General features: G+C 63.2%; 18 protein-coding genes. 11 read left to right on the top strand and 7 right to left on the bottom strand.

Translation table 11 applies throughout. The features are described 5' to 3' along the window. Positions 1–109: 109 nt before the first annotated feature. From PG896_RS06130 to PG896_RS06120, 3 genes are read right to left on the bottom strand one after another with little or no spacing between them, the layout of a single operon-like run. Positions 110–1,411, bottom strand: coding sequence for a TRAP transporter large permease (locus PG896_RS06130; RefSeq protein ID WP_043154537.1), 1,302 nt, complete (start codon positions 1,409–1,411; stop codon positions 110–112). After that, on the bottom strand, positions 1,411–1,932 hold the full coding sequence (locus tag PG896_RS06125; protein ID WP_043154535.1) for a TRAP transporter small permease: 522 nt from the start codon (positions 1,930–1,932) through the stop codon (positions 1,411–1,413). The genes PG896_RS06130 and PG896_RS06125 overlap by 1 nt, the downstream gene beginning before the upstream one ends. A 44-nt stretch (positions 1,933–1,976) precedes the next feature. Further along, the gene (locus PG896_RS06120) at positions 1,977–2,966 is read right to left on the bottom strand and encodes a TRAP transporter substrate-binding protein (RefSeq protein WP_045525242.1); all 990 of its coding nucleotides are present in this window, start codon (positions 2,964–2,966) and stop codon (positions 1,977–1,979) included. Between the two features lie 436 nt (positions 2,967–3,402). Between PG896_RS06120 and uxaC the strand changes: the two genes are divergently transcribed. From uxaC to PG896_RS06090, 6 genes are all read left to right on the top strand, one after another. Beyond that, complete coding sequence (gene uxaC, locus PG896_RS06115) at positions 3,403–4,815, top strand: glucuronate isomerase (RefSeq protein ID WP_201872805.1); 1,413 nt, start codon at positions 3,403–3,405, stop codon at positions 4,813–4,815. Between the two features lie 122 nt (positions 4,816–4,937). Next, positions 4,938–6,401 carry a tagaturonate reductase gene (locus tag PG896_RS06110; protein ID WP_244812445.1) on the top strand — a complete coding sequence of 488 codons (1,464 nt, stop codon included), beginning with the start codon at positions 4,938–4,940 and terminating at the stop codon, positions 6,399–6,401. A gap of 9 nt (positions 6,402–6,410) precedes the next feature. Beyond that, positions 6,411–7,898, top strand: coding sequence for a UxaA family hydrolase (locus PG896_RS06105; RefSeq protein WP_244812444.1), 1,488 nt, complete (start codon positions 6,411–6,413; stop codon positions 7,896–7,898). Continuing rightward, the gene (locus PG896_RS06100) at positions 7,895–8,443 is read left to right on the top strand and encodes a YgjV family protein (RefSeq protein WP_049637252.1); all 549 of its coding nucleotides are present in this window, start codon (positions 7,895–7,897) and stop codon (positions 8,441–8,443) included. The genes PG896_RS06105 and PG896_RS06100 overlap by 4 nt, the downstream gene beginning before the upstream one ends. A gap of 21 nt (positions 8,444–8,464) precedes the next feature. Then, positions 8,465–9,412: a sugar kinase gene (locus PG896_RS06095; protein WP_244812443.1), complete on the top strand. Its 948-nt coding sequence runs from the start codon at positions 8,465–8,467 to the stop codon at positions 9,410–9,412. Then, positions 9,405–10,025 carry a bifunctional 4-hydroxy-2-oxoglutarate aldolase/2-dehydro-3-deoxy-phosphogluconate aldolase gene (locus PG896_RS06090; protein ID WP_043154518.1) on the top strand — a complete coding sequence of 207 codons (621 nt, stop codon included), beginning with the start codon at positions 9,405–9,407 and terminating at the stop codon, positions 10,023–10,025. Before PG896_RS06095 ends, PG896_RS06090 begins: the two co-directional genes overlap by 8 nt. Before the next feature lie 132 nt (positions 10,026–10,157). Here PG896_RS06090 and PG896_RS06085 read toward each other — a convergent pair whose 3' ends face one another. After that, on the bottom strand, positions 10,158–10,598 hold the full coding sequence (locus tag PG896_RS06085) for a GNAT family N-acetyltransferase (RefSeq protein WP_041212649.1): 441 nt from the start codon (positions 10,596–10,598) through the stop codon (positions 10,158–10,160). A gap of 182 nt (positions 10,599–10,780) precedes the next feature. Here PG896_RS06085 and PG896_RS06080 point away from each other — a divergent pair, with 182 nt between their 5' ends. Then, positions 10,781–11,281: an SRPBCC family protein gene (locus PG896_RS06080; RefSeq protein ID WP_043761930.1), complete on the top strand. Its 501-nt coding sequence runs from the start codon at positions 10,781–10,783 to the stop codon at positions 11,279–11,281. A 380-nt stretch (positions 11,282–11,661) separates the two neighbouring features. Next, complete coding sequence (locus tag PG896_RS06075; RefSeq protein ID WP_270835519.1) at positions 11,662–12,702, top strand: GGDEF domain-containing protein; 1,041 nt, start codon at positions 11,662–11,664, stop codon at positions 12,700–12,702. A gap of 76 nt (positions 12,703–12,778) precedes the next feature. Here PG896_RS06075 and PG896_RS06070 read toward each other — a convergent pair whose 3' ends face one another. Further along, on the bottom strand, positions 12,779–13,300 hold the full coding sequence (locus tag PG896_RS06070) for a GNAT family N-acetyltransferase (protein WP_270835518.1): 522 nt from the start codon (positions 13,298–13,300) through the stop codon (positions 12,779–12,781). 152 nt (positions 13,301–13,452) lie between these two features. After that, complete coding sequence (locus PG896_RS06065; RefSeq protein WP_270835517.1) at positions 13,453–14,643, bottom strand: GNAT family N-acetyltransferase; 1,191 nt, start codon at positions 14,641–14,643, stop codon at positions 13,453–13,455. A gap of 262 nt (positions 14,644–14,905) precedes the next feature. On the opposite strand from PG896_RS06065, the gene PG896_RS06060 reads away from it, so the two are divergent. From PG896_RS06060 to PG896_RS06050, 3 genes are read left to right on the top strand one after another with little or no spacing between them, the layout of a single operon-like run. Further along, the gene (locus PG896_RS06060) at positions 14,906–15,724 is read left to right on the top strand and encodes a DUF3100 domain-containing protein (RefSeq protein ID WP_010673963.1); all 819 of its coding nucleotides are present in this window, start codon (positions 14,906–14,908) and stop codon (positions 15,722–15,724) included. Beyond that, a complete protein-coding gene (locus PG896_RS06055; protein ID WP_042016367.1) occupies positions 15,721–16,170 on the top strand; it encodes a hypothetical protein in 450 nt (149 codons plus the stop codon). Before PG896_RS06060 ends, PG896_RS06055 begins: the two co-directional genes overlap by 4 nt. Further along, positions 16,170–17,351, top strand: a complete 1,182-nt coding sequence (locus PG896_RS06050; protein WP_113979096.1) for a M20 metallopeptidase family protein — start codon at positions 16,170–16,172, stop codon at positions 17,349–17,351. The genes PG896_RS06055 and PG896_RS06050 overlap by 1 nt, the downstream gene beginning before the upstream one ends. 293 nt (positions 17,352–17,644) lie before the next feature. Here the strand turns inward: PG896_RS06050 and PG896_RS06045 are convergent, their stop codons facing one another. Then, entirely contained in the window at positions 17,645–18,427 is a 783-nt protein-coding gene (locus PG896_RS06045) for a LysR substrate-binding domain-containing protein (RefSeq protein WP_223930387.1), read from the bottom strand. Between the last annotated feature and the right edge of the window lie 62 nt (positions 18,428–18,489).

Below are 18,489 nucleotides of genomic sequence, written 5' to 3'. Positions count from 1 at the left end.
TGCGATTAAATCAGATCACAAACGAAGCCTTTTTTCTATCTATTTCAATTGGTTGTAGCTAAAGATCCTGTACATGAGTGAGCCCTGGGCTCACTTGCTCTCTCATGACTCAATGCATGCCAAACAGTCCCGGCAGGAAGAGACTGAGTGACGGTATGTAGGTCACCGCCATCAGGCTCAGCAGCAAGACGAAGAAGAAGGGCAGCATGGGCCGGATCAGGGCCTGCAGCTTGACCCCCGAGACCGAACACCCCACAAACAACGCACTGCCCACCGGCGGTGTACAGAGCCCGATGCAGAGGTTGAAGATCATCATGATGCCGAAGTGGACCGGATCCATGCCGAGCTCGGTGACGATGGGCAGGAAGATCGGGGTGAAGATCAGCACCGCCGGAGTCATGTCCATGAAGACGCCCACGATGAGCAGGATCACGTTGATGATGAGCAGGATGACCAGAGGGTTATCGGAGACATTCATCAAGGCGTCACTGATGGTGTAGGGGATGTCCGCATTGGTCATGGCCCAGGACATGCCCACCGAGATGCCGATCAGCAGCAGCACGATGGCGGTGGTGATGACCGAGTCCAGCATGATGGCCGGCAGATCCTTGAACTTCACTTCGCGGTAGATGAGCACCGAGAGCACGAAGGTGTAGACCACGGCGATGGCGGAGGCTTCGGTGGCGGTGAAGATGCCCCCCAGGATCCCGCCCATGACCACCACCACCAGCAGCAGGCTGGGGATGGCATCCCAGAAGGCGCGCATCACCATGGCAAAGGAGGGTCGCTCCGCAACCGGGTAGCCACGGCGCTTGGCGATGATGGCTCCCACGGCCATGATGCTGAGCCCCATCAGGATGCCGGGGACGTAACCGGCCATGAACAGGGTGGCCACCGAGATGCCGCCGGCGGTCAGGGCATAGATGATGAGCACGTTGGAGGGCGGGATCAGCAGACCCGTGATGCAGGAGGTCACGTTGATGGCCGCCGAATAGGCCGGATCATAGCCGGACTTCTTCTGCATGGGGGCCATGGTGCCACCCACCGCGGCCGCGGCTGCCACCGCCGATCCCGAGATGGAGCCGAACAGCATGTTGGCCATGACGTTCACGTGGCCGAGCGAGCCCGGCATGCGGCCCACCAGCACCTGGGAGAAATTGATGAGCCGCTGGGCGATGCCGCCGCAGTTCATCAGGGTCCCCGCCAGGATGAAGAAGGGGATCGCCAGCAGGGAGAAGCTGTCGAGGCCGGTGGCCATCTTCTGGCCGACCACCGCAAGGATGGTTTCCATCGGCAGCATCATCATGCCGGAGGCCAGGGTCGCCAGGCCGATGGAGAAAGAGATGGGCACGCCCGCGAACACCAACACGAAGAAGGAGCCGAACATGACCAGGGCTATGGTCCAATCCATCAGATGTTCTCCTCTGAGGGGGCAAGATCGGGGGTGGGCGCCAGACTGTCGAGCAGGGTCTCCAGCATGAAGAGCACACAATAATAACTGATGATGAGGCCGCTCAGGGGCAGCACGGCGTAGACATAGGCCATCGGCAACTGCATGGCCGGGGAGACCTGGCCGGTGCTGTAGACCTTGGTCACCAGGGTCAGGCCGCCCCACACCATGGCGCCGCTGGAAAACAGCAGCACGCAGAGATCCACGAACAGCTGGTTGGCGAGCTTGCGCCCTCCCTTGAGGTCGGAAACGAACAGGTCGATGCTGAGGTGGCGACGCTTGCCGGTGGCGTAGGCCGCTCCCAGCAATCCCACCCAGATCATGCTGAAGCGGGCTATCTCGTCGGTCATGGTGCTCGGCTGTGCCAGCACGTAGCGACTGAACACCTGCCAGACCACGCAGACTACCAGCATGGCCATCACGGCGACGGTAAACCCGGCGAGCAACCTGTCGATGGGTTGCTTGAACTTTTCAAGACGCATTGCGGTTCTCCCGGGAGGGCGATCTCGTCGCCCTCCCCTCATGATTACTGACCGGCTTCATTCTCGATCTTGGTGAGCCACTCACCGCGTACCGGATCCTTGCGGAAATCGTCATACAGGGGGGCCAGCGCAGTGCGGAAAGCCTCCTTGTCGACCTGGATGAAGGTGGCCCCCGCGTCGGTCGCCTGCTTGCGAGATGCCGCGACCTCCTTGTCCCACAGCTCCTGTTCGTAGGTTTCCGAGTGCTTGGCGGCAGTGGTGAGGATGGCCTTCTGTTCGTCGGAAAGCTTGTCCAGCACCTTGCTCGAGATCACCAGGAAATCGGGCACAGAAGTGTGCTGATCTTCGGCGTAGAACTTGGCCACCTCGACATGACGAGTCTGCACGTAGGAGGGCTCGTTGTTCTCGGCGCCGTCGATGACCCCTTGCTGCAGTGCGGTGTAGACCTCACCGAAGGGGATCGGGGCCGGGGCCGCACCCAGCAGTTCGATCAGCTTGATGGTGGTGGGGGTCGCGACCACCCGGATCTTCATCCCCTTCATGTCGGCCGGGGTGTGAATAGGCTTGTTGGCGTAGAAGCTGCGGGTCCCCGCCACGTAGGCGGCGATGGAAACGAAGCCCTTGTCACGGGTCTGGGCCATCATGGATTCGCCCACGGGGCCGTAAATAACCTTGTTGAAGTGGGCCTGATCCTTGAACAGGTAAGGCAGGCTGAAGATGGAGAAGGCGGGCGAGAAGGGTTCCATCTCGCTGGCACTGGCCTTGGTCATGTCCAGGGCGCCGTTTTGCAGCAACTCCAGGGTCTCACGGGGACCGCCCATCTGGCCACCCGGGTAGATGCGCAGCTTCATCTTGCCGTCGGAGGCGGTGCTGATCTCCTTGGCCATCTGGGCCAGCGCCTGGTGTACCACATGGTTGGTGTCCAGATTATGGGCCAGCTTCAGCGTCACTCTCTCCATGGCATGGGAAGAGAAGGCTGTCAGGGCCAGGGGGGCGGCCATCAGGATGGCGGCGGCGATGGTTTTCATTTTCATTGGAGCGGGACCTCAAGTGTGTGCGTTTATCTGCTAGACCTCTTCCCTGAGGAGTCAGTCTTAATGTCCTACATCTTTGTGATGCACACTGTAATTGGTAGAACATCTATGAATGTTGAGAACCATCACAAAAACGGCATACCCCCACAAATGGGCTGTGATAAACCCAACGCAGGTCACATTTTCCCGATCCACAAGATTAAAAAGGTGTCATACAAACCTCTCATCCAGCCTCTTCATCCTCTTTCCCGCTCTTTCTCACCCTGTTAGGCACCATTGAAGGCCCTCTTTGAGACTCAAAATGGTTTAATTCGACGATTTTGTGAGCCGACCGGTGTTTTTTCAATATGGTGACTGGACGAGATGTCTGGCAATGAGAATAATTGGTCCAACAACTATCTCCACTTCACCGAGCACTCTCGTAGGGAGCAAGCGAATGACCGCCTTCATGACCGATGACTTTCTGCTGGATACCGAATTCTCGCGCCAGCTTTATCACGGCTTCGCCGCCGGACAGCCCATCTTCGACTATCACTGCCACCTGCCGCCCCAGCTGATTGCCGAGGATCACCGCTTCGCCAACCTGTATGAGATCTGGCTCAAGGGGGATCACTACAAGTGGCGCGCCATGCGCTCAAACGGAGTGGATGAACGCTTCTGCACCGGGGATGCCGACGACTACGCCAAGTTCGAGGCCTGGGCCCGCACCGTGCCCCACACCATCGGCAACCCCCTCTATCACTGGACCCATCTCGAGCTCAAGCGGCCCTTTGGCATCACGGGCCAGCTGCTGGGGCCGCAGACCGCACAGGCCATTTGGCACCAGTGCAACGACAAGCTGGCCCAGCCCGACTTCTCGGCCCGCGGCATCATGAAACAGATGAACGTCAAGATGGTGGGCACCACGGACGATCCCGTCGACGATCTGCGCCACCACGCCGCCATCGCGGCCGACGGCGGCTTCGACATCAAGGTGCTGCCGAGCTGGCGTCCGGACAAGGCGTTCAACATCGACGCCCATGGCTTTGCTGACTACCTGGCCGAGCTTGGCCGGGTCAGCGACATCCAGATCCGCACCTTTGCCGATCTGACCCGGGCCCTCGGCGTGCGGCTGAATCACTTCGCCGCACACGGCTGCAAGATTGCCGACCATGCCCTGGACGAAGTGCCCTTCGGCCAGGCCGGCGAACAGGCGCTCGACGCCATGCTGACCCGCCGTCTGGGGGGTGCCGTACTGGAGAGCGCCGATGTGGCCGCCTTCAAGACCGCCGTGCTGCTCTATCTGGCGGGCGAATACCACAGGCGCGGCTGGGTGCAGCAGTACCACATCGGGGCGCTGCGCAACAACAACAGCCGCCGCCTGCTGACCCTGGGGCCGGACACCGGCTTTGACTCCATCCACGACGCTCCCGTGGCCAAGGCGCTCTCCCGCCTGCTCGACGCCCAGGACGCGCAAGGGACGCTGCCCAAGACCATCCTCTACTGCCTGAACCCGAGGGACAACGAGGTGCTCGGCACCATGATCGGCAACTTCCAGGGGGACAACCTTCCCGGCAAGATGCAGTTCGGCTCGGGCTGGTGGTTCAACGATCAGAAGGATGGCATGGAGCGCCAGATGACCCAGCTCGCCCAGCTCGGCCTGCTCAGTCGCTTCGTCGGCATGCTGACCGACAGCCGCAGCTTCCTCTCCTACACCCGTCACGAATACTTCCGCCGCATCCTGTGCCGCATGATCGGGCACTGGGTCGCGGACGGTGAGGCCCCGGCCGATCTCGCGCTGCTGGGCCAGATGGTGGAGAACATCTGCTTCCACAACGCCCGCGACTACTTCGCCATCGAGCTGAACTGACCAGAAATAAAAAATGAGGCGGCGGGCATGTCCCGCCGCCGGAGCGGACCATTCCATGGGTCAAACCGCGCCCATCATCCATATCCGCCACAGGGGCACAGCCCCATGAGGACCACAACAAGATGCAACGCCTGAATCGTGATGCCTTCCCGGGGGCCCAATATCCGGACCGCGTGATCCAGTTTGGCGAGGGGAATTTCCTGCGCGCCTTCATCGACTGGCAGCTGGACCTGCTCAACGAGCACACCCGCCTCGACGCCGGCGTGGTCATTGTGCGCCCCATCGACAGCGACTTTCCCCCCAGCCTGAGCACTCAGGACGGCCTCTACACCACCGTCATCCGCGGGCTGGACGAGTCCGGCAAGGCCATCAGCACCCAGCGCCTGATCCGCAGCGTCAACCGCGAACTGAGCTGCTATCGCCAGTTCGACGAGGTGCTGGCACTGGCGCGCAACCCGGATATCCGCTTCCTCTTCTCCAACACCACGGAAGCCGGGATCAGCTATCACGCCGACGACCAGTTCGACGACGCTCCGCCCGCGAGCTTCCCGGCCAAGCTGACCCGCTTGCTGTTCGAGCGCTTCAGTCACTTTGACGGCGCCGCCGACAAGGGCTGGGTGCTGCTGCCGTGCGAGCTCATCGACTACAACGGCGACGCCCTGCGCGAGCTGGTGCTGCGCTACGCCGCCCAGTGGCAGTTGCCAGACGCTTTCCAGACCTGGCTGCGCGAACACAACACCTTCTGCTCCACCCTGGTGGATCGCATCGTCACCGGCTTCCCCCGGGACGAGCACGCCGAGCTGCAGACGCAATTTGGCTATCAGGATCAGTTCGTGGTCACCGCCGAGCACTTCTACCTGCTGGTGATCCAGGGGCCTGCATGGCTGGCGAGCGCCCTCTGCCTCGATCAGCTGCCCGCCGGGCAGGCACTCAACATCCTCATCGTCGACGACATCAAGCCCTACAAGGAGCGCAAGGTCGCCATCCTCAACGGCGCCCACACCGCCCTGGTGCCGGTCGCCTTCCTGGCCGGGCTCGACACGGTGGGCGAGGCCATGGCCGACGAGGAGATTGGCAAGTTCGTCGAGCGCATCATGCGCGATGAGATAGTGCCGACCTTGAGCCTGCCGCAAGAAGAGCTGCTCTCCTTCGCCCGCGACGTGCAGGGGCGCTTTCGCAATCCCTTCATCAAGCACCAGTTGCTCTCCATCGCCCTGAACGGCATGACCAAGTTCCGCACCCGTTTGCTGCCGCAGTTGCTGACCTATCAACAGCAGCAGGGCACCCTGGCGCCGCGCCTGAGCTTTGCCCTCGCCGCCCTGCTCGCCTTCTATCGCGGGGAGCGCAACGGACACGCCTATCCGCTGCAGGACGATCAACCCTGGCTCGACGCCTACGCCCGCTTCTGGCCTGCGGTGGAGCGCGGCGAGATCCCCCAGCGCGCCCTGGTGCAAGAGGTGCTCGGCCAGGAGGCCCACTGGGGCCAGTCCCTGTGCGAGGTGCCCGGCCTGGTCGAGCGGGTAGATCTCTGCCTGACCCGGATCCGCGAGCAGGGCCTGCGCGCGGCGCTGGCCGCCTGCTGCTAAGGAGTGACCATGCAAGCCGTGATTCGCATCCACCCCGCCGACAATGTGCTGGTGACCCTGAGAGAGCTCGCCGCTGGCGAGCAGATAGCGCACGAAGGTGTTGCCTTCACTCTGAGCGACCCCCTCCCCCGCGGCCACAAGCTGGCGCTGGTGGCCCTCTCTGAAGGGGATCAGATCATCAAGTACGGTCTGCCCATCGGCCACGCCACCCGCGCCATCGCGGCGGGAGAACATATCCATCACCACAACCTGGCCACCAACCTCAGCGATCTCGACGAGTACAGCTACCAGCCGGAGCTCATCGACGTCAGCACCGCGCTGCCGGACCGGGAGATCCAGGTCTACCGCCGCCACGACGGCCAGGTCGGCATTCGCAACGAGCTGTGGATCCTGCCCACCGTGGGCTGCGTCAACGCCCTCGCCAAACAGATGAAGCAACAGCTCGAGCGCGACACCGATCTCGGCGCCATCGACGGGGTGCACCTGTTCAGCCACCAGTACGGCTGCTCCCAACTCGGTCAGGATCACCTCAACACCCGCACCCTGCTGCAAAACCTGGTGCATCACCCCAACTCGGGGGGGGTTCTGGTGGTGGGGCTGGGCTGCGAGAACAACCAGATCGCCGCCTTCAGGGAGACCCTGGGCCCCGTCGATGCCGCCCGCGTGCGCTTCATGGTGTGCCAGCAGCACGATGACGAAGTGGAGCACGGGCTGGGGCTGCTGCGCGAGCTGCTCGCGCAGATGCAGCAAGACAGGCGCCAACCCGGTCGGCTCGGCGAGCTCAAATTCGGGCTGGAATGCGGCGGCTCGGACGGCCTCTCCGGGATCACCGCCAACCCGCTGCTCGGCTGCTTCTCCGACTACGTGATCCAGCACGGGGGCAGCTCGGTGCTGACCGAGGTGCCGGAGATGTTTGGCGCCGAGCGCATCCTGATGTCCCGCTGCCAGGACGAGCAGACCTTCGACAAGACGGTGCAGATGGTCAACGACTTCAAGCAGTACTTCATCGACCACCAGCAACCCATCTACGAGAACCCCTCCCCCGGCAACAAGGCGGGCGGCATCTCGACCCTGGAGGAGAAGTCCCTCGGCTGCACCCAGAAGGCGGGGCACAGCCAGGTGGTGGACGTGCTGCCCTACGGCGCCCGCTTGCAGCGCCCCGGGCTGAACCTGCTGAGCGCCCCGGGCAACGACGCCGTCGCCACCAGCGCCCTGGCCGGCGCAGGCTGCCACATGGTGCTGTTCAGTACCGGGCGCGGCACCCCTTACGGTGGCCCGGCCCCCACGGTCAAGCTCGCCACCAACAGCGATCTGGCCAGGCGCAAGCCGCACTGGATCGACTTCAATGCCGGCACCCTGATTGAGGGCACCCCCATGAGCAGCCTGCTCGCCCAGTTCATCGACCTCATCGTCGACATCGCCAACGGCAAGCCGACCTGCAACGAGCGCAACGACTTCCGGGAGCTGGCCATCTTCAAGAGTGGTGTCACCCTGTGAGTCTCGAGCTTGGCTGGCTGCAACCGGTCTGGACCCTGATTGAACAGCAGCCCCTGGCGCAAGGCATCGGCCTTGCCGCCATGCTGGTCGGGGTGAGCGCCTTCCTGCAACGGGACGACAGCCGCTTTCGCTGGCGGCTGTGTCTCTACCAGGGAGCCATCGCGGTCCACTTCCTGCTAATGGGTGCCAGCACGGCGGCTCTCAGCGCCGCCCTCAGCTGTGGTCGCACCATCGCCTCGGGGCGCACCCGCAGCCCCTGGGTGATGCTCTTCTTCCTCGTGCTGGTGTGGGTGCTGGGCATCCCCGGGATCACCAGTGCGGTGCAGTGGCTCCCCATCATCGGCACCACCATCGGCACCTGGGGCCTGTTCCGGGCCCGCGGGCTGGCGCTGCGGCTGTGCATGCTGGCGGGCGGCCTGTGCTGGACCAGCCACAACATACTGATCGGCTCCATCGGCGGCAGCCTGATTGAGACCACCTTCCTGTTCGTCAACTGCCACACCATGTATCGCATGTGGCGTCATCCCCTGGCGAACCCCCTGTAACGATTGCAAGGAGTCGAAACCATGACCCGACAGATAGCCGTTATCGGCGAATGCATGGTGGAGCTGCGCCGAGCCGGGCAAGGCCTGCTGGCACAAGGTTTCGGGGGCGACACCCTCAACACCGCCCTCTATCTCGCCCGCCTGGGGAGCCAGGCGTTCGCGGTGCACTATGTCACGGCCCTTGGCCAGGACGGGTTCAGCAGCCAGATGCTGGCCGCCTGGCAGCAAGAGGGCATCCACACCGACTGGGTGCAGCGCCTGGCTGACAAGGCCCCTGGTCTCTATCTCATCGACACCGCGGCCGACGGCGAGCGCTCGTTCACCTACTGGCGCAGCGACGCCGCCGCCCGCTACTGGCTGGCGCAACCCGAGGGCGAGGCCATTCTCGCCGCCCTGGGCCAGTGCGATCTTGTCTACGTGAGCGGCATCAGCCTGGCCATACTGCCGCCCGTCTCGCGCCAGCGCCTGCTGGAAGGACTCGCCGCAGCGCGCGCCCGGGGGGCCAGAATTGCCTTTGACAACAACTACCGCCCCCGCCTCTGGCAAGACAAGGAGACCGCCAAAGAGGCCTACACCGCCATCCTGCGCCTGGCGGACATCGCCCTGCTGACCCTGGATGACGAGCAGGCACTCTGGGGCGACGCGGAGGTAGAAACCTGCCTCGCCCGCAGCCAGGGCTTCGGGGTGGGCGAGATCGTCGTCAAGCGCGGCTCTGAGCCTTGCCTGGTGGTCACGGCAGCGCAGCGGATCGAAATCGCCGCCCTGCGGTTGTCCGCCGAACAGGTGATCGACACCACGGCGGCGGGCGACTCCTTCAGCGCCGGTTATCTCGCAGCACGCCTGCAAGGGGCCGACGTCACCGACGCCGCCCGGGCAGGCCACCGCCTGGCGGCGGCCGTTATCCAGTATCCGGGGGCCATCATTCCCCCCTCCCACATGCCATCACTCAAGGAAACGCACCATGTCTGATCTCATCGCCCGCCTCGAAGCCCTCAAGGTGATCCCCGTCATCGCGCTGAAAGATGCTGCCCAGGCCGTCCCTCTCGCCCGGGTGCTGGTGGAAAATGGCCTGCCCGCCGCCGAGGTGACCTTCCGCACCCCCGCCGCCGCCGAGGCCATCCGCCAGATGCGTGCGGCCTACCCGGATCTGCTGATCGGGGCCGGCACCGTGCTCAACCGCGAGCAGGTGGATGCGGCCGTTGCGGCGGGCGCCGACTTCATCGTCAGCCCCGGCTTCAACCCGACCACGGTGCAGTACTGTCTGGACAAGAACGTCACCATCATCCCCGGGGTCAACAACCCCAGCCTGGTGGAGCAGGCCATGGAGATGGGGCTGCGCCACCTCAAGTTCTTCCCGGCAGAGCAGTCTGGCGGCACCGCCATGCTCAAGGCCCTGGGCGCCGTCTATCCGGTGCGCTTCATGCCCACCGGCGGCGTGACGCCGGCCAATCTGAAGGAGTATCTGGGGCTGAATGCCGTGATCGCCTGCGGCGGCACCTGGATGGTGCCGGCCAAGCTCATCGACGAGGGCAGGTGGGAAGAGCTGGCCGCCCTGGTAAGAGAGGCCGTGGCGGCCCTGTGATCATCCGCTGACTAGGGGAAGGTCTGTCCTCCCCCGATGTGTTGAAGAGCCACTTCCCGCGAAGTGGCTTCTTTATGCCCTGCCAGGGCTGGAGATCAATGTGCGGTGCGGTTGCCGCAGTCTGCCAGCGGCTTATTCCCCTGCGTCATCGGGCGTCAACACCAGCCTGCGCCAGGGCCCCGTGATGTCGCAATGACCCGTTTCTTCGGTGTTCTCCCAGCCCAGGCGATGATAGAAAGCCATCGCCGTGGTGTTGCGCATGGCCACCTTGAGGGAGGCCGGGGAGGGGTACCCGGCCAAGCCGGCGGCAAGCAAGGCCCGCCCCATGCCCTGCCCGTGCCAGTCCGCCACCACGTAGAGATGATGCACGAAGCTCTCGGCCCCCCAGATGGAGACGAATCCGCACGGGCTGCCCCCTTTCTCCGCCACCCAGATCTCCTCGCCCCGGGTCTGCTCGGCAAAATCCTCGAGCCGGAACAGGGCGGGATCAACCCAATGGAAGGCCTGGCGCCTTCCCTTGAGGAAGAGCTGCGCCAGCATGGGCTCGTCAGCTTCCGTCATCATTCTGATCATGACACCATCCTTGCGTTGCGTGCTTGTCGCTTCCCACTCTCGATGGATCCCGCCGTGCTGTCAAATCGGCAATGTGGACCCTCTTGAATACGTAACCGTGTGACACAGGGCTGCCTATTTTATCGCCTCAGGGGCTATACTGCCGAGGTCCCGTCCATGACTGGTTTGAGGTTCACTGATTTATGGATAACAAGCAAATTGAAGGCAGTATTCTGATACCCGCCCACATTGACGATGTCTGGCATGCCTGGACCACGGAGAGCGGCCTGCGCAGCTTCCTGGCACCGGAGTGCCTCATGGTGCCGGAACCCAATGGACCGTTCGAAATCTATTTCAGACCCGATGCTCCCCTCGGCGAGCGTGGCAGCGAAGGGTGCCGCGTGATGGCGGTCATGCCCCATGATCTGTTGAGTTTCAGCTGGAATTTCCCCCCGAGTTTCCCCCATATCCGCCAGCAGAAGACCCAGGTCAGCTTGCGCTTCGTGCCGGAAGGCCAGGGCACCCGGCTCCACTTCCTGCAGACCGGCTGGGCCAACGATCCTGACTGGGATCTGGGCTATGCCTACTTCCGGGAGGAGTGGCTGGAGCTCAGCCTGCCAAGGCTGCAGTACCGCTTCACCCACGGCCCCATCGACTGGGACAACCCGCCCACCAAGCAGCAGCTCAAGTCGCTGGCGCAGTGATCCGTGGTGAGGCCCGGCGCACCCGGGTCCCCTATCCTGTCGCCTTGGGGCTGACAAGCAGGACGGCGGCAGACCCTTCTTGTCATGGCGTGTTGCCAGGCAAGAGGCTCGATTGACAGTAGCAGAAGGGGGCACGCCGCTTCTGCAAGACAAAGCGAGGAGAATTGACAAGTACATGACTTGTGCTCCCCCGGGGACACATTCCTCATACGGCATATTGTTTTTTAATAAAAACAGCTAGATAGTATTAGTGTGCTGCTTCATTCGACACATTTCGCAGGACCATGGGCATCGGTGGACGCCGGCTTCCACCAGGCAATGACCAGAAGAAGACGATAATCGCCATCCCCCGGCACCCGGCCCGGAGACATGAGGTAACCATGTTGATTGAGAAAACATTGCTTGAACAATTCAACATCAATGAGGTCGAGATCCAGTACAGGATGGATCTCTTCAAGCTGACCCAGGCCGAGCTGGATCTTCTCGCGCAGCAGCAGCCCATCATCGAGCAGCATCTCGACAGCATCGTCGAGAAGTTTTACGAGAAACAGACGGAGTTTGATGAGATTGCCCTGCTGATCGGCGACTCCGACACCCTGCGGCGACTGCGCAGTGCCCAGCGACGCTACATTCAGGATCTCTTCTCCGGCCATTACGATCACACCTATGTCAACAGCCGACTGCGCATCGGCCTGGTGCACAAGCGGATCGGTGTGGAACCCAAGCTCTACCTCTCCGCCAGCTGCACTCTCAAATATCTGGTGGAAGACGTGCTAATCGCCCACATGCCCGATCAGACAGAGTTACCGCAGGTGTTGCGCGCCCTCGACAAGCTCATCAGCTTCGACACGGCGCTGGTGTTTGATACCTATATCGGCACCCTGCTCAGCGCCGTCGAGAATGCCAAGAAACGGATGGAAGCTTATGCCCGCGAGCTGGAGGAGAAGTCCAAGATCCTGAGTGCCCATGCGGAGCGCGATCCCCTCACCGAGCTTTACAACAAGCGGGCCATGCTGCGCGCCATCGTTCGCGAGCTCAATACAGCCGTCCGTCGCAAGACCTACCTGTCGGTGATCTACATCGACGTCAACAAGTTCAAGTTCATCAATGACACCTTTGGCCATGTCAAGGGGGATGAAGTCCTGCAGACCCTGGGGCGGGCCATCTCGGATAGCTGCCGCAACACGGACTTCCCCTGCCGGATCGGAGGGGACGAGTTCTGTGTCATCCTGCCCGAGGCCAGCAAGGCCACCGCCCTGCACATCAGCGATCGCATCGAGGCGGCCTTCAGCACCTCCTACCCCGAGTACTCCATCAGCATCGGCATCTGCGTGACCGGCAACGAGAGTTTCCTCACGGCCGAACAACTCATCGGGGCGGCCGACAAGGCGATGTACGAGGCCAAGCAGCAGTCCATTTAAGCCCCGTGGCGTGTATCCCCTCGCCATAAAAACAGATGCCGCCCCTGGGGGCGGCATCGTTTCATCACCTTCTTGTTCACTCGTCCGATGCCGGCTCTTCTTCCAGCTCGTCAAACAAGGGGTGATAGAGCACCTCGCCCCTTACCCCGTCGAGCCCGCCGGGTTGCAACTCCATCGCCATGAAACACTCCGTCGGCACCTCGTAGATGCAGTGCAGGCCGAAGTCGCTGGCAGGCCGAAAACCGAAACGGGCGTAGTAGGCGGGATCCCCGAGCACCACCACCGCCTTCCAGTCCATCTCCAGTGCCGTGTCCAGCCCTTCCCGCACCAGATCCGAGCCAATGCCCTGTCCCTGCCAGTCGGGATGCACGGCCACGGGTGCCAGTCCCAGCCAGGGCCCTTCCTGTCCCTCAATGGTGATCGGGCTCAGCATCAGGTGCCCCATGAACTCGTACTCTTCCTCCTCGACCATGGTGACCACGGCGGCCCCACATTCTCGCAGGCGGTTGACCAGTTCGGCCTCGTCGGGACGACCAAAGGCGGCACTCACCAGCTCATAGACTGGCAGCATGTCGCCGGGACGCTCGGTTCTCAACATACAGCGTTACTCCTCGTACAGCAGGGCGGCCATTATTCCACAGAAGTGGGGCGCCTCTTCACTGCCTTTGTCTGAAAATGGGAGGGCGGACTCAGGAAAACGCCTGACAGACCCCGCACCAGGCTTCGCGATGACCGCCCTTGCGCAAGCCATCAGCGTCCGTCGTCAGGCTGTCGCAATCGCCGCAGATAGGCGAGGCCCAGATCCCCGCACTCCTTGAGCAGGGCGCCACCACCATGGGCCTGCACCCCGGGTGCCTCTGGCGCCAGCATGGCCAGGGGATAGCGCCGCACCGTCAGCCCGCTGAGTGTCTGCTCGCCCTCTGTCGCCTCCCCCGCCATGAAGAGCGCCACCCCCTCATCGTGCAGTATGGCCACGACCACTTCCTCGTCATCCAGCCAGGGGGCCAGCGCCTCTTTGCGTGCATCCGTCAGGCGCGCCGGGCGATCCAGCCGCCAGTGATCGAGCTCGAGGGCGCCATCGGCCGGATCTGGCCGACGCCCGTCATGGTGCATGCCAGTCTTTTCCATCACCCGGCCTGAGGCGAGGTTGCCCGGCATGTGGCGGGCGGTGAGGGCAGGCAGGCGCCACTGTTCGAAGGCAAACGCCCTGACCAGGCTCGCGGCCCGGGTGGCCAGCCCCCTGTTCTGCCAGGGCACGCCGACCCACCATGCCAGCTCCCCGTGCCAGTGCAGGGAGAGGGTGCCGACCAGGGGAGCGGGCTCGTCTCCACGCCCCTGGGGCAGAGTCAGGGCCCAGGTGCATCCCAGCCCGAGAGCAGCCTTGCGCCCGCTCAGGGCAAGCCAGTCCCGCGCCGCCTCCGGCGAATAGGGGTGGGGGATGTTGAGGGTATAGCGGGCGAGCGCCGCATCCGAACAATAACGCAGGATGGCGCTCTCATCGCCGGGCAGCAGGGGGCGCAGCACCAGCGCGTCCTGCCCGCCAGGCTCGCGCAGCACCGGGGTCATCAGGCGGCGGGCAAGCAGGCGTTGCAGGGCAACCCCAAGGTCGTCATCGGCACCGAGGCGATGATCCGCCCCCGCGGGCCCCAGGGTGAGCAGGCCGCTCTCTCTGGCCAGGGTCAGCAGGGAGCCGGAGGCAGCGATCAGGATCTGCCGGTCCGGCTGTGTCGCCATCAGCGGGGAGGCGGCCTCACCCAGCCAGGCGGCAAGCAGGTCGCGGGCACGGAGAATGCCATCTGGCGGGCTGACAGACCAGGGTGCCATCTCCCTCGCCTCCCCTTTGCCAAGCAGCAGCCACCAGCGGTTTCCCCGGTGCTGCCAGGCCTGCAACGCCGCTTGCCAGGAGGGGCGCCAGAGCGCACCCTCGATCAACAGATCCATTCCTTCCCCCACATCCGCCCCCCCGGATCAGGCACCGGGTGCCCGGGCGGCACCACACTCCTGTCTGAGGCAGCATAAGCAGCTACCAATGAGTTGTTAAACCATATGTTTACCATGGTTAAACGGCATACCCCATGAAAAAATGCCATATGGCTGACTTGATGGCGGTCACATTCCTTCCCCTCCTCGCTTCCTATCATGCCCCCATCATGGCGCGACCAAAGACGCCCATGAAGGACAACGGATAACAAGAGAACACACTATGCAGCCAACCAGCCCACTCAAAACGGTAGTAGTCAGTACCCTGGCGACCGCCCTGCTGATCTTCGTGGCCCAATCCCTCATTGGGAAGCAGGAGATCAGACTCGGCATCGCCATCATCCCCATCCTGCCCATGCTCTTTGCCGTCATCATCGGCATGATCGTCTCCGCCAAGCCCGTCAAGGATCGCATCCCCGGCTGGAAGAGGCTCTTCACCGAGCGAGAAGAGGGCTTCTGCGGCAAGATGGTGGGTTTCAGCCTGCTGATCCTCGGGACCCAGTATGCGGGGATGATCATCCCCAACCTCAAGATGATCCTGAGCGTCGGCGTACCGCTCTTCCTGCAGGAGATAGGCAACCTCCTGCCCATCCTCATCGCCATTCCGCTGGCGGTGAAGTTCGGCTTTGGCCGCCGCGCCATCGGGGCCTGCTCCTCCATCAGCCGTGAACCCTCGGTCGCGGTGATCCAGGGCAAGTTCGGCACCGGCTCCCAGGAGTACATCGGCGTGCTCGCCATCTACCTGTGCGGCTCCGTCATCGGCACCCTCTGGTTCAGCGTGCTTGGCAGCATTGCCCCCCTCACGGGGCTGCATCCCCTGGCCCTGGCCGCCGGTTCCGGCGTGGGATCCGGCTCCATGCTGAGCGCCGCCTCCGGTGCCCTCATCAACGGCCTCGACGAGGCGATGGCCCAGCAGGTGCTCAGCATCGCCGCCGCCTCGAATCTGCTCTCGTCGGCCCTGGGGGCGCTCTCCCTCACCTATCTGGGTCTGCCGCTCGCTGAAAAAATCTATGCCCTGACCGCCAAAGGAGAGAAAGCATGAAAAGCATCGTGATGGATATGCGCTTCGTCTTCCTGGCGATCCTGCTGGCCATGTTCACCCAGACCCTGACCTCGGGCCTGCCGCTGTGGCAGATGGGGGACAGCTTCGTCGCCATGTCCCTGGTGGTGTTCGCCTCCCTGGTGACCAAGCGCTATCTGCCCTCCTCCCTGCCGGCCTTTGCCTATGCCACCATCATCGGCATTCTCATCTGCCTGCCGGAGACGCCGGTGCGCGGCCTCTTCATCGATGCCGTGGCCAAGATCTCCTTCCTCTCCTGCTGCGTGCCGCTCCTGGCCTTCGCCGGCCTCTCGGTGGGCGGTCAGCTGGAGGAGCTCAAGAAGATGTCGTGGAAAGTGATCCTCATCTTCATGATCGTCTCCACCTGCTGCTTCTTTGGCGCCTCCCTGGTTGCCCAGCTCGGTTTCTCCATTCAAGGGATCATCTGATGAACCACTACCATATCGAACCTGACCTGTTGGCCCTGCGCGACTTCAGCTACGAAGTGCGCCACCACCTGCACCGCATCCCGGAATACTCCGGGGCCGAGTTCAAGACCTCTGCCTACTGCCGTGGGTTGATGGAAGAGTTCGGCTACAGGATCACCCTGTATCCCGGCTTCACCGGTTTTCACGGGGATCTGGCGGTCGACCCTGCCCTGCCCACCATTGCCTTTCGTGCCGACATGGATGGCCTGGAGATGCACGACATGAGCGAGGTGGCGTTCAAATCCACCCATGAGGGGATGGCCCACAACTGCGGCCACGACTCCCACATGGCGATCGCTCTGACCGCCGCCAGGTTTCTGGCCGCCAACCGCGATCGCCTGCGATACAACGTCCGCTTCATCTTCCAGATGGCGGAAGAGGACATGCGCGTCCCCGGTGCCGAAAAGATGGTGGAGCTTGGTTGCATGAAGGGGGTGGACGAGGTCTATGCCCTGCACAACGACGGCGCCATGGAGACGGGCACCATCAAGTTCAACCAGGGGGTCATGTCCTCCTGGGGGTCTGCCTGGACGCTCGATGTGCACGGCATCTCCGCCCACGGCTCCACCCCCCACAAGGGGCTGGATGCCATCCGGGAGGCGGTGCGGATCATCGAGGATATGGACTACATCGTCGCCAAGCGCACCAGCCCGTTCAGCCCGGCGGTCTTTGGTTGCGGCATGATCAACGGCGGCACCATTCCCAACGCCATCGCCGATCATGTGCAGGCCCGTGGCACCATCCGCGCCATGGACGCCGAAACCGACCAGATCCTGAAAAACAGCTTCAGGGACATCATCGCCCAGAGCGAGCTGCGCGGCTTCAAGACCACCATGGTCCATGCCGGCTACCCGGCAGTGGAGAACCACCCCCAGGCCTGCGAGCGCCTGCAACAAGCCGCCTCGGAGGTGTTGTCCAGCGACGGGATCAACGCAAAGGGCCAGCCCATGACCGGCAGCGAGGACTTCAGCTACATGATCAACGCCACGCCAAGCCGCATGGGGGCCATGTTCTTCCTCGGCAGCGGCAATCAGGCCAAGGGGATCTGCAACTACCTGCACGCGAACCCCTATTACCTGGACGACGACTGCCTGCTGGTGGGAGCCCAGATCTTCGTCAATCTGGCGACCAGGGTCGACTGACGGGCCAGGGGGATCTGCCACTACCAGCACCACGTCAATCCCCTACTACCCGGATGATGACTGCCTGCTGATCGGTGCCCAGACCTTCGTCAATCTGACGACCCGACCCCCTAAGCAGCAAGGGGACTGCCGCACCCCGAGGCCATGCTGGATGATGGCGAACTGCGGCTCGGCACCCGGAGCGCCGTCAATATGGTGACCACGATAGCCGGGAGAGAGGGATCACCGGGAAAAGGCAGCGCAGGACACCACTTATCACAAAAAAGAGAGGCCATTGGCCCCCCTGACGGCCTTCAGAGCCAGGGCAGGGTCGCAGACGGGGCGGGCGTTCCTTGGTTGAGCAGCGCCAGCTGCACCGTCTCCCGGCTCACATGGGGGGCATAGAGGTGGATGAAGTCGTACATGTAGTCCCGCAGGTGGGCGTGCCTGCGCAGGCACACATGGGCCACGCTCGAGGCGATCAGATGATCGATGTTGAGGCAGACCAGGCTCTCCCTGTCCCCTTCGTCGAACGCCGAGGTGGCGATCACCCCGACTCCCATCCCCAGGCGCACATAGTGCTTGATGATGTCGCTGTCGGTGGCCGTCAGCACTATGCGGGGGCTGAGGCCATGGCGTCCGAACGCCTTGTCCATCTTGGAGCGGCCGGTGAAACCGAACACATAGGTGATGAGGGGATACCGGGCCAGATCCGCCATGGCCAGCGGCTGGCAGTCCAGCAGCGGATGGCCGTGGGGCACCACCACGCTGCGCCCCCAGCGATAGCAGGGCACGGTCGCCAGCTCGTCGAACAGGTGCATGGACTCGGTGGCGATGGCCATCTCCACATCCCCGTTTTGCGCCATCTGCGCCAGTTGGGCAGGGGCTCCCTGATGCAGCTGGATGCTCACCTCGGGGTAGCGGCGGGAGAATTCGGTAATGACCGCCGGCAGCTTGTAGCGGGTCATGGTGTGGGTGGTGGCGATGCGCAGCACCCCGCTGGTGGCCAGCTGATCCCCGAGGGAAAGCTGACCAATCTGCTCCACCTGGGCCACCACTCCCCTGGCCAGCCCCAGCTCCTCTTCCAGCATCTTCATCTGCTTGCTGAGGGTCGGCTGGGAGGTATAGAGCTTCTCCGCCGTCGCCTAGATGTTGAAGT

It is taken from the genome of Aeromonas sp. QDB30, assembly GCF_027707645.1.
Classification (GTDB): domain Bacteria; phylum Pseudomonadota; class Gammaproteobacteria; order Enterobacterales; family Aeromonadaceae; genus Aeromonas; species Aeromonas caviae.
The sequence above is the reverse complement of the archived record's forward strand: the minus strand, read 5'-3'. Positions and strand labels throughout refer to the sequence as shown.

Excerpts from the sequence above, each read along its gene's own strand:
- PG896_RS06120 (WP_045525242.1), bottom strand. The coding sequence starts at position 2,966 with ATGAAAATGAAAACCATCGCCGCCGCCATCCTGATGGCCGCCCCCCTG.
- PG896_RS06105 (WP_244812444.1), top strand. The coding sequence starts at position 6,411 with ATGCAAGCCGTGATTCGCATCCACCCCGCCGACAATGTGCTGGTGACC.
- PG896_RS06090 (WP_043154518.1), top strand. The coding sequence starts at position 9,405 with ATGTCTGATCTCATCGCCCGCCTCGAAGCCCTCAAGGTGATCCCCGTC.
- PG896_RS06075 (WP_270835519.1), top strand. The coding sequence starts at position 11,662 with ATGTTGATTGAGAAAACATTGCTTGAACAATTCAACATCAATGAGGTC.
- PG896_RS06085 (WP_041212649.1), bottom strand. The coding sequence starts at position 10,598 with ATGATCAGAATGATGACGGAAGCTGACGAGCCCATGCTGGCGCAGCTC.
- PG896_RS06130 (WP_043154537.1), bottom strand. The coding sequence starts at position 1,411 with ATGGATTGGACCATAGCCCTGGTCATGTTCGGCTCCTTCTTCGTGTTG.
- PG896_RS06060 (WP_010673963.1), top strand. The coding sequence starts at position 14,906 with ATGCAGCCAACCAGCCCACTCAAAACGGTAGTAGTCAGTACCCTGGCG.
- PG896_RS06095 (WP_244812443.1), top strand. The coding sequence starts at position 8,465 with ATGACCCGACAGATAGCCGTTATCGGCGAATGCATGGTGGAGCTGCGC.
- PG896_RS06125 (WP_043154535.1), bottom strand. The coding sequence starts at position 1,932 with ATGCGTCTTGAAAAGTTCAAGCAACCCATCGACAGGTTGCTCGCCGGG.
- uxaC (WP_201872805.1), top strand. The coding sequence starts at position 3,403 with ATGACCGCCTTCATGACCGATGACTTTCTGCTGGATACCGAATTCTCG.
- PG896_RS06050 (WP_113979096.1), top strand. The coding sequence starts at position 16,170 with ATGAACCACTACCATATCGAACCTGACCTGTTGGCCCTGCGCGACTTC.
- PG896_RS06055 (WP_042016367.1), top strand. The coding sequence starts at position 15,721 with ATGAAAAGCATCGTGATGGATATGCGCTTCGTCTTCCTGGCGATCCTG.
- PG896_RS06070 (WP_270835518.1), bottom strand. The coding sequence starts at position 13,300 with ATGTTGAGAACCGAGCGTCCCGGCGACATGCTGCCAGTCTATGAGCTG.
- PG896_RS06045 (WP_223930387.1), bottom strand. The coding sequence starts at position 18,427 with ATGAAGATGCTGGAAGAGGAGCTGGGGCTGGCCAGGGGAGTGGTGGCC.
- PG896_RS06080 (WP_043761930.1), top strand. The coding sequence starts at position 10,781 with ATGGATAACAAGCAAATTGAAGGCAGTATTCTGATACCCGCCCACATT.
- PG896_RS06110 (WP_244812445.1), top strand. The coding sequence starts at position 4,938 with ATGCAACGCCTGAATCGTGATGCCTTCCCGGGGGCCCAATATCCGGAC.
- PG896_RS06065 (WP_270835517.1), bottom strand. The coding sequence starts at position 14,643 with ATGGATCTGTTGATCGAGGGTGCGCTCTGGCGCCCCTCCTGGCAAGCG.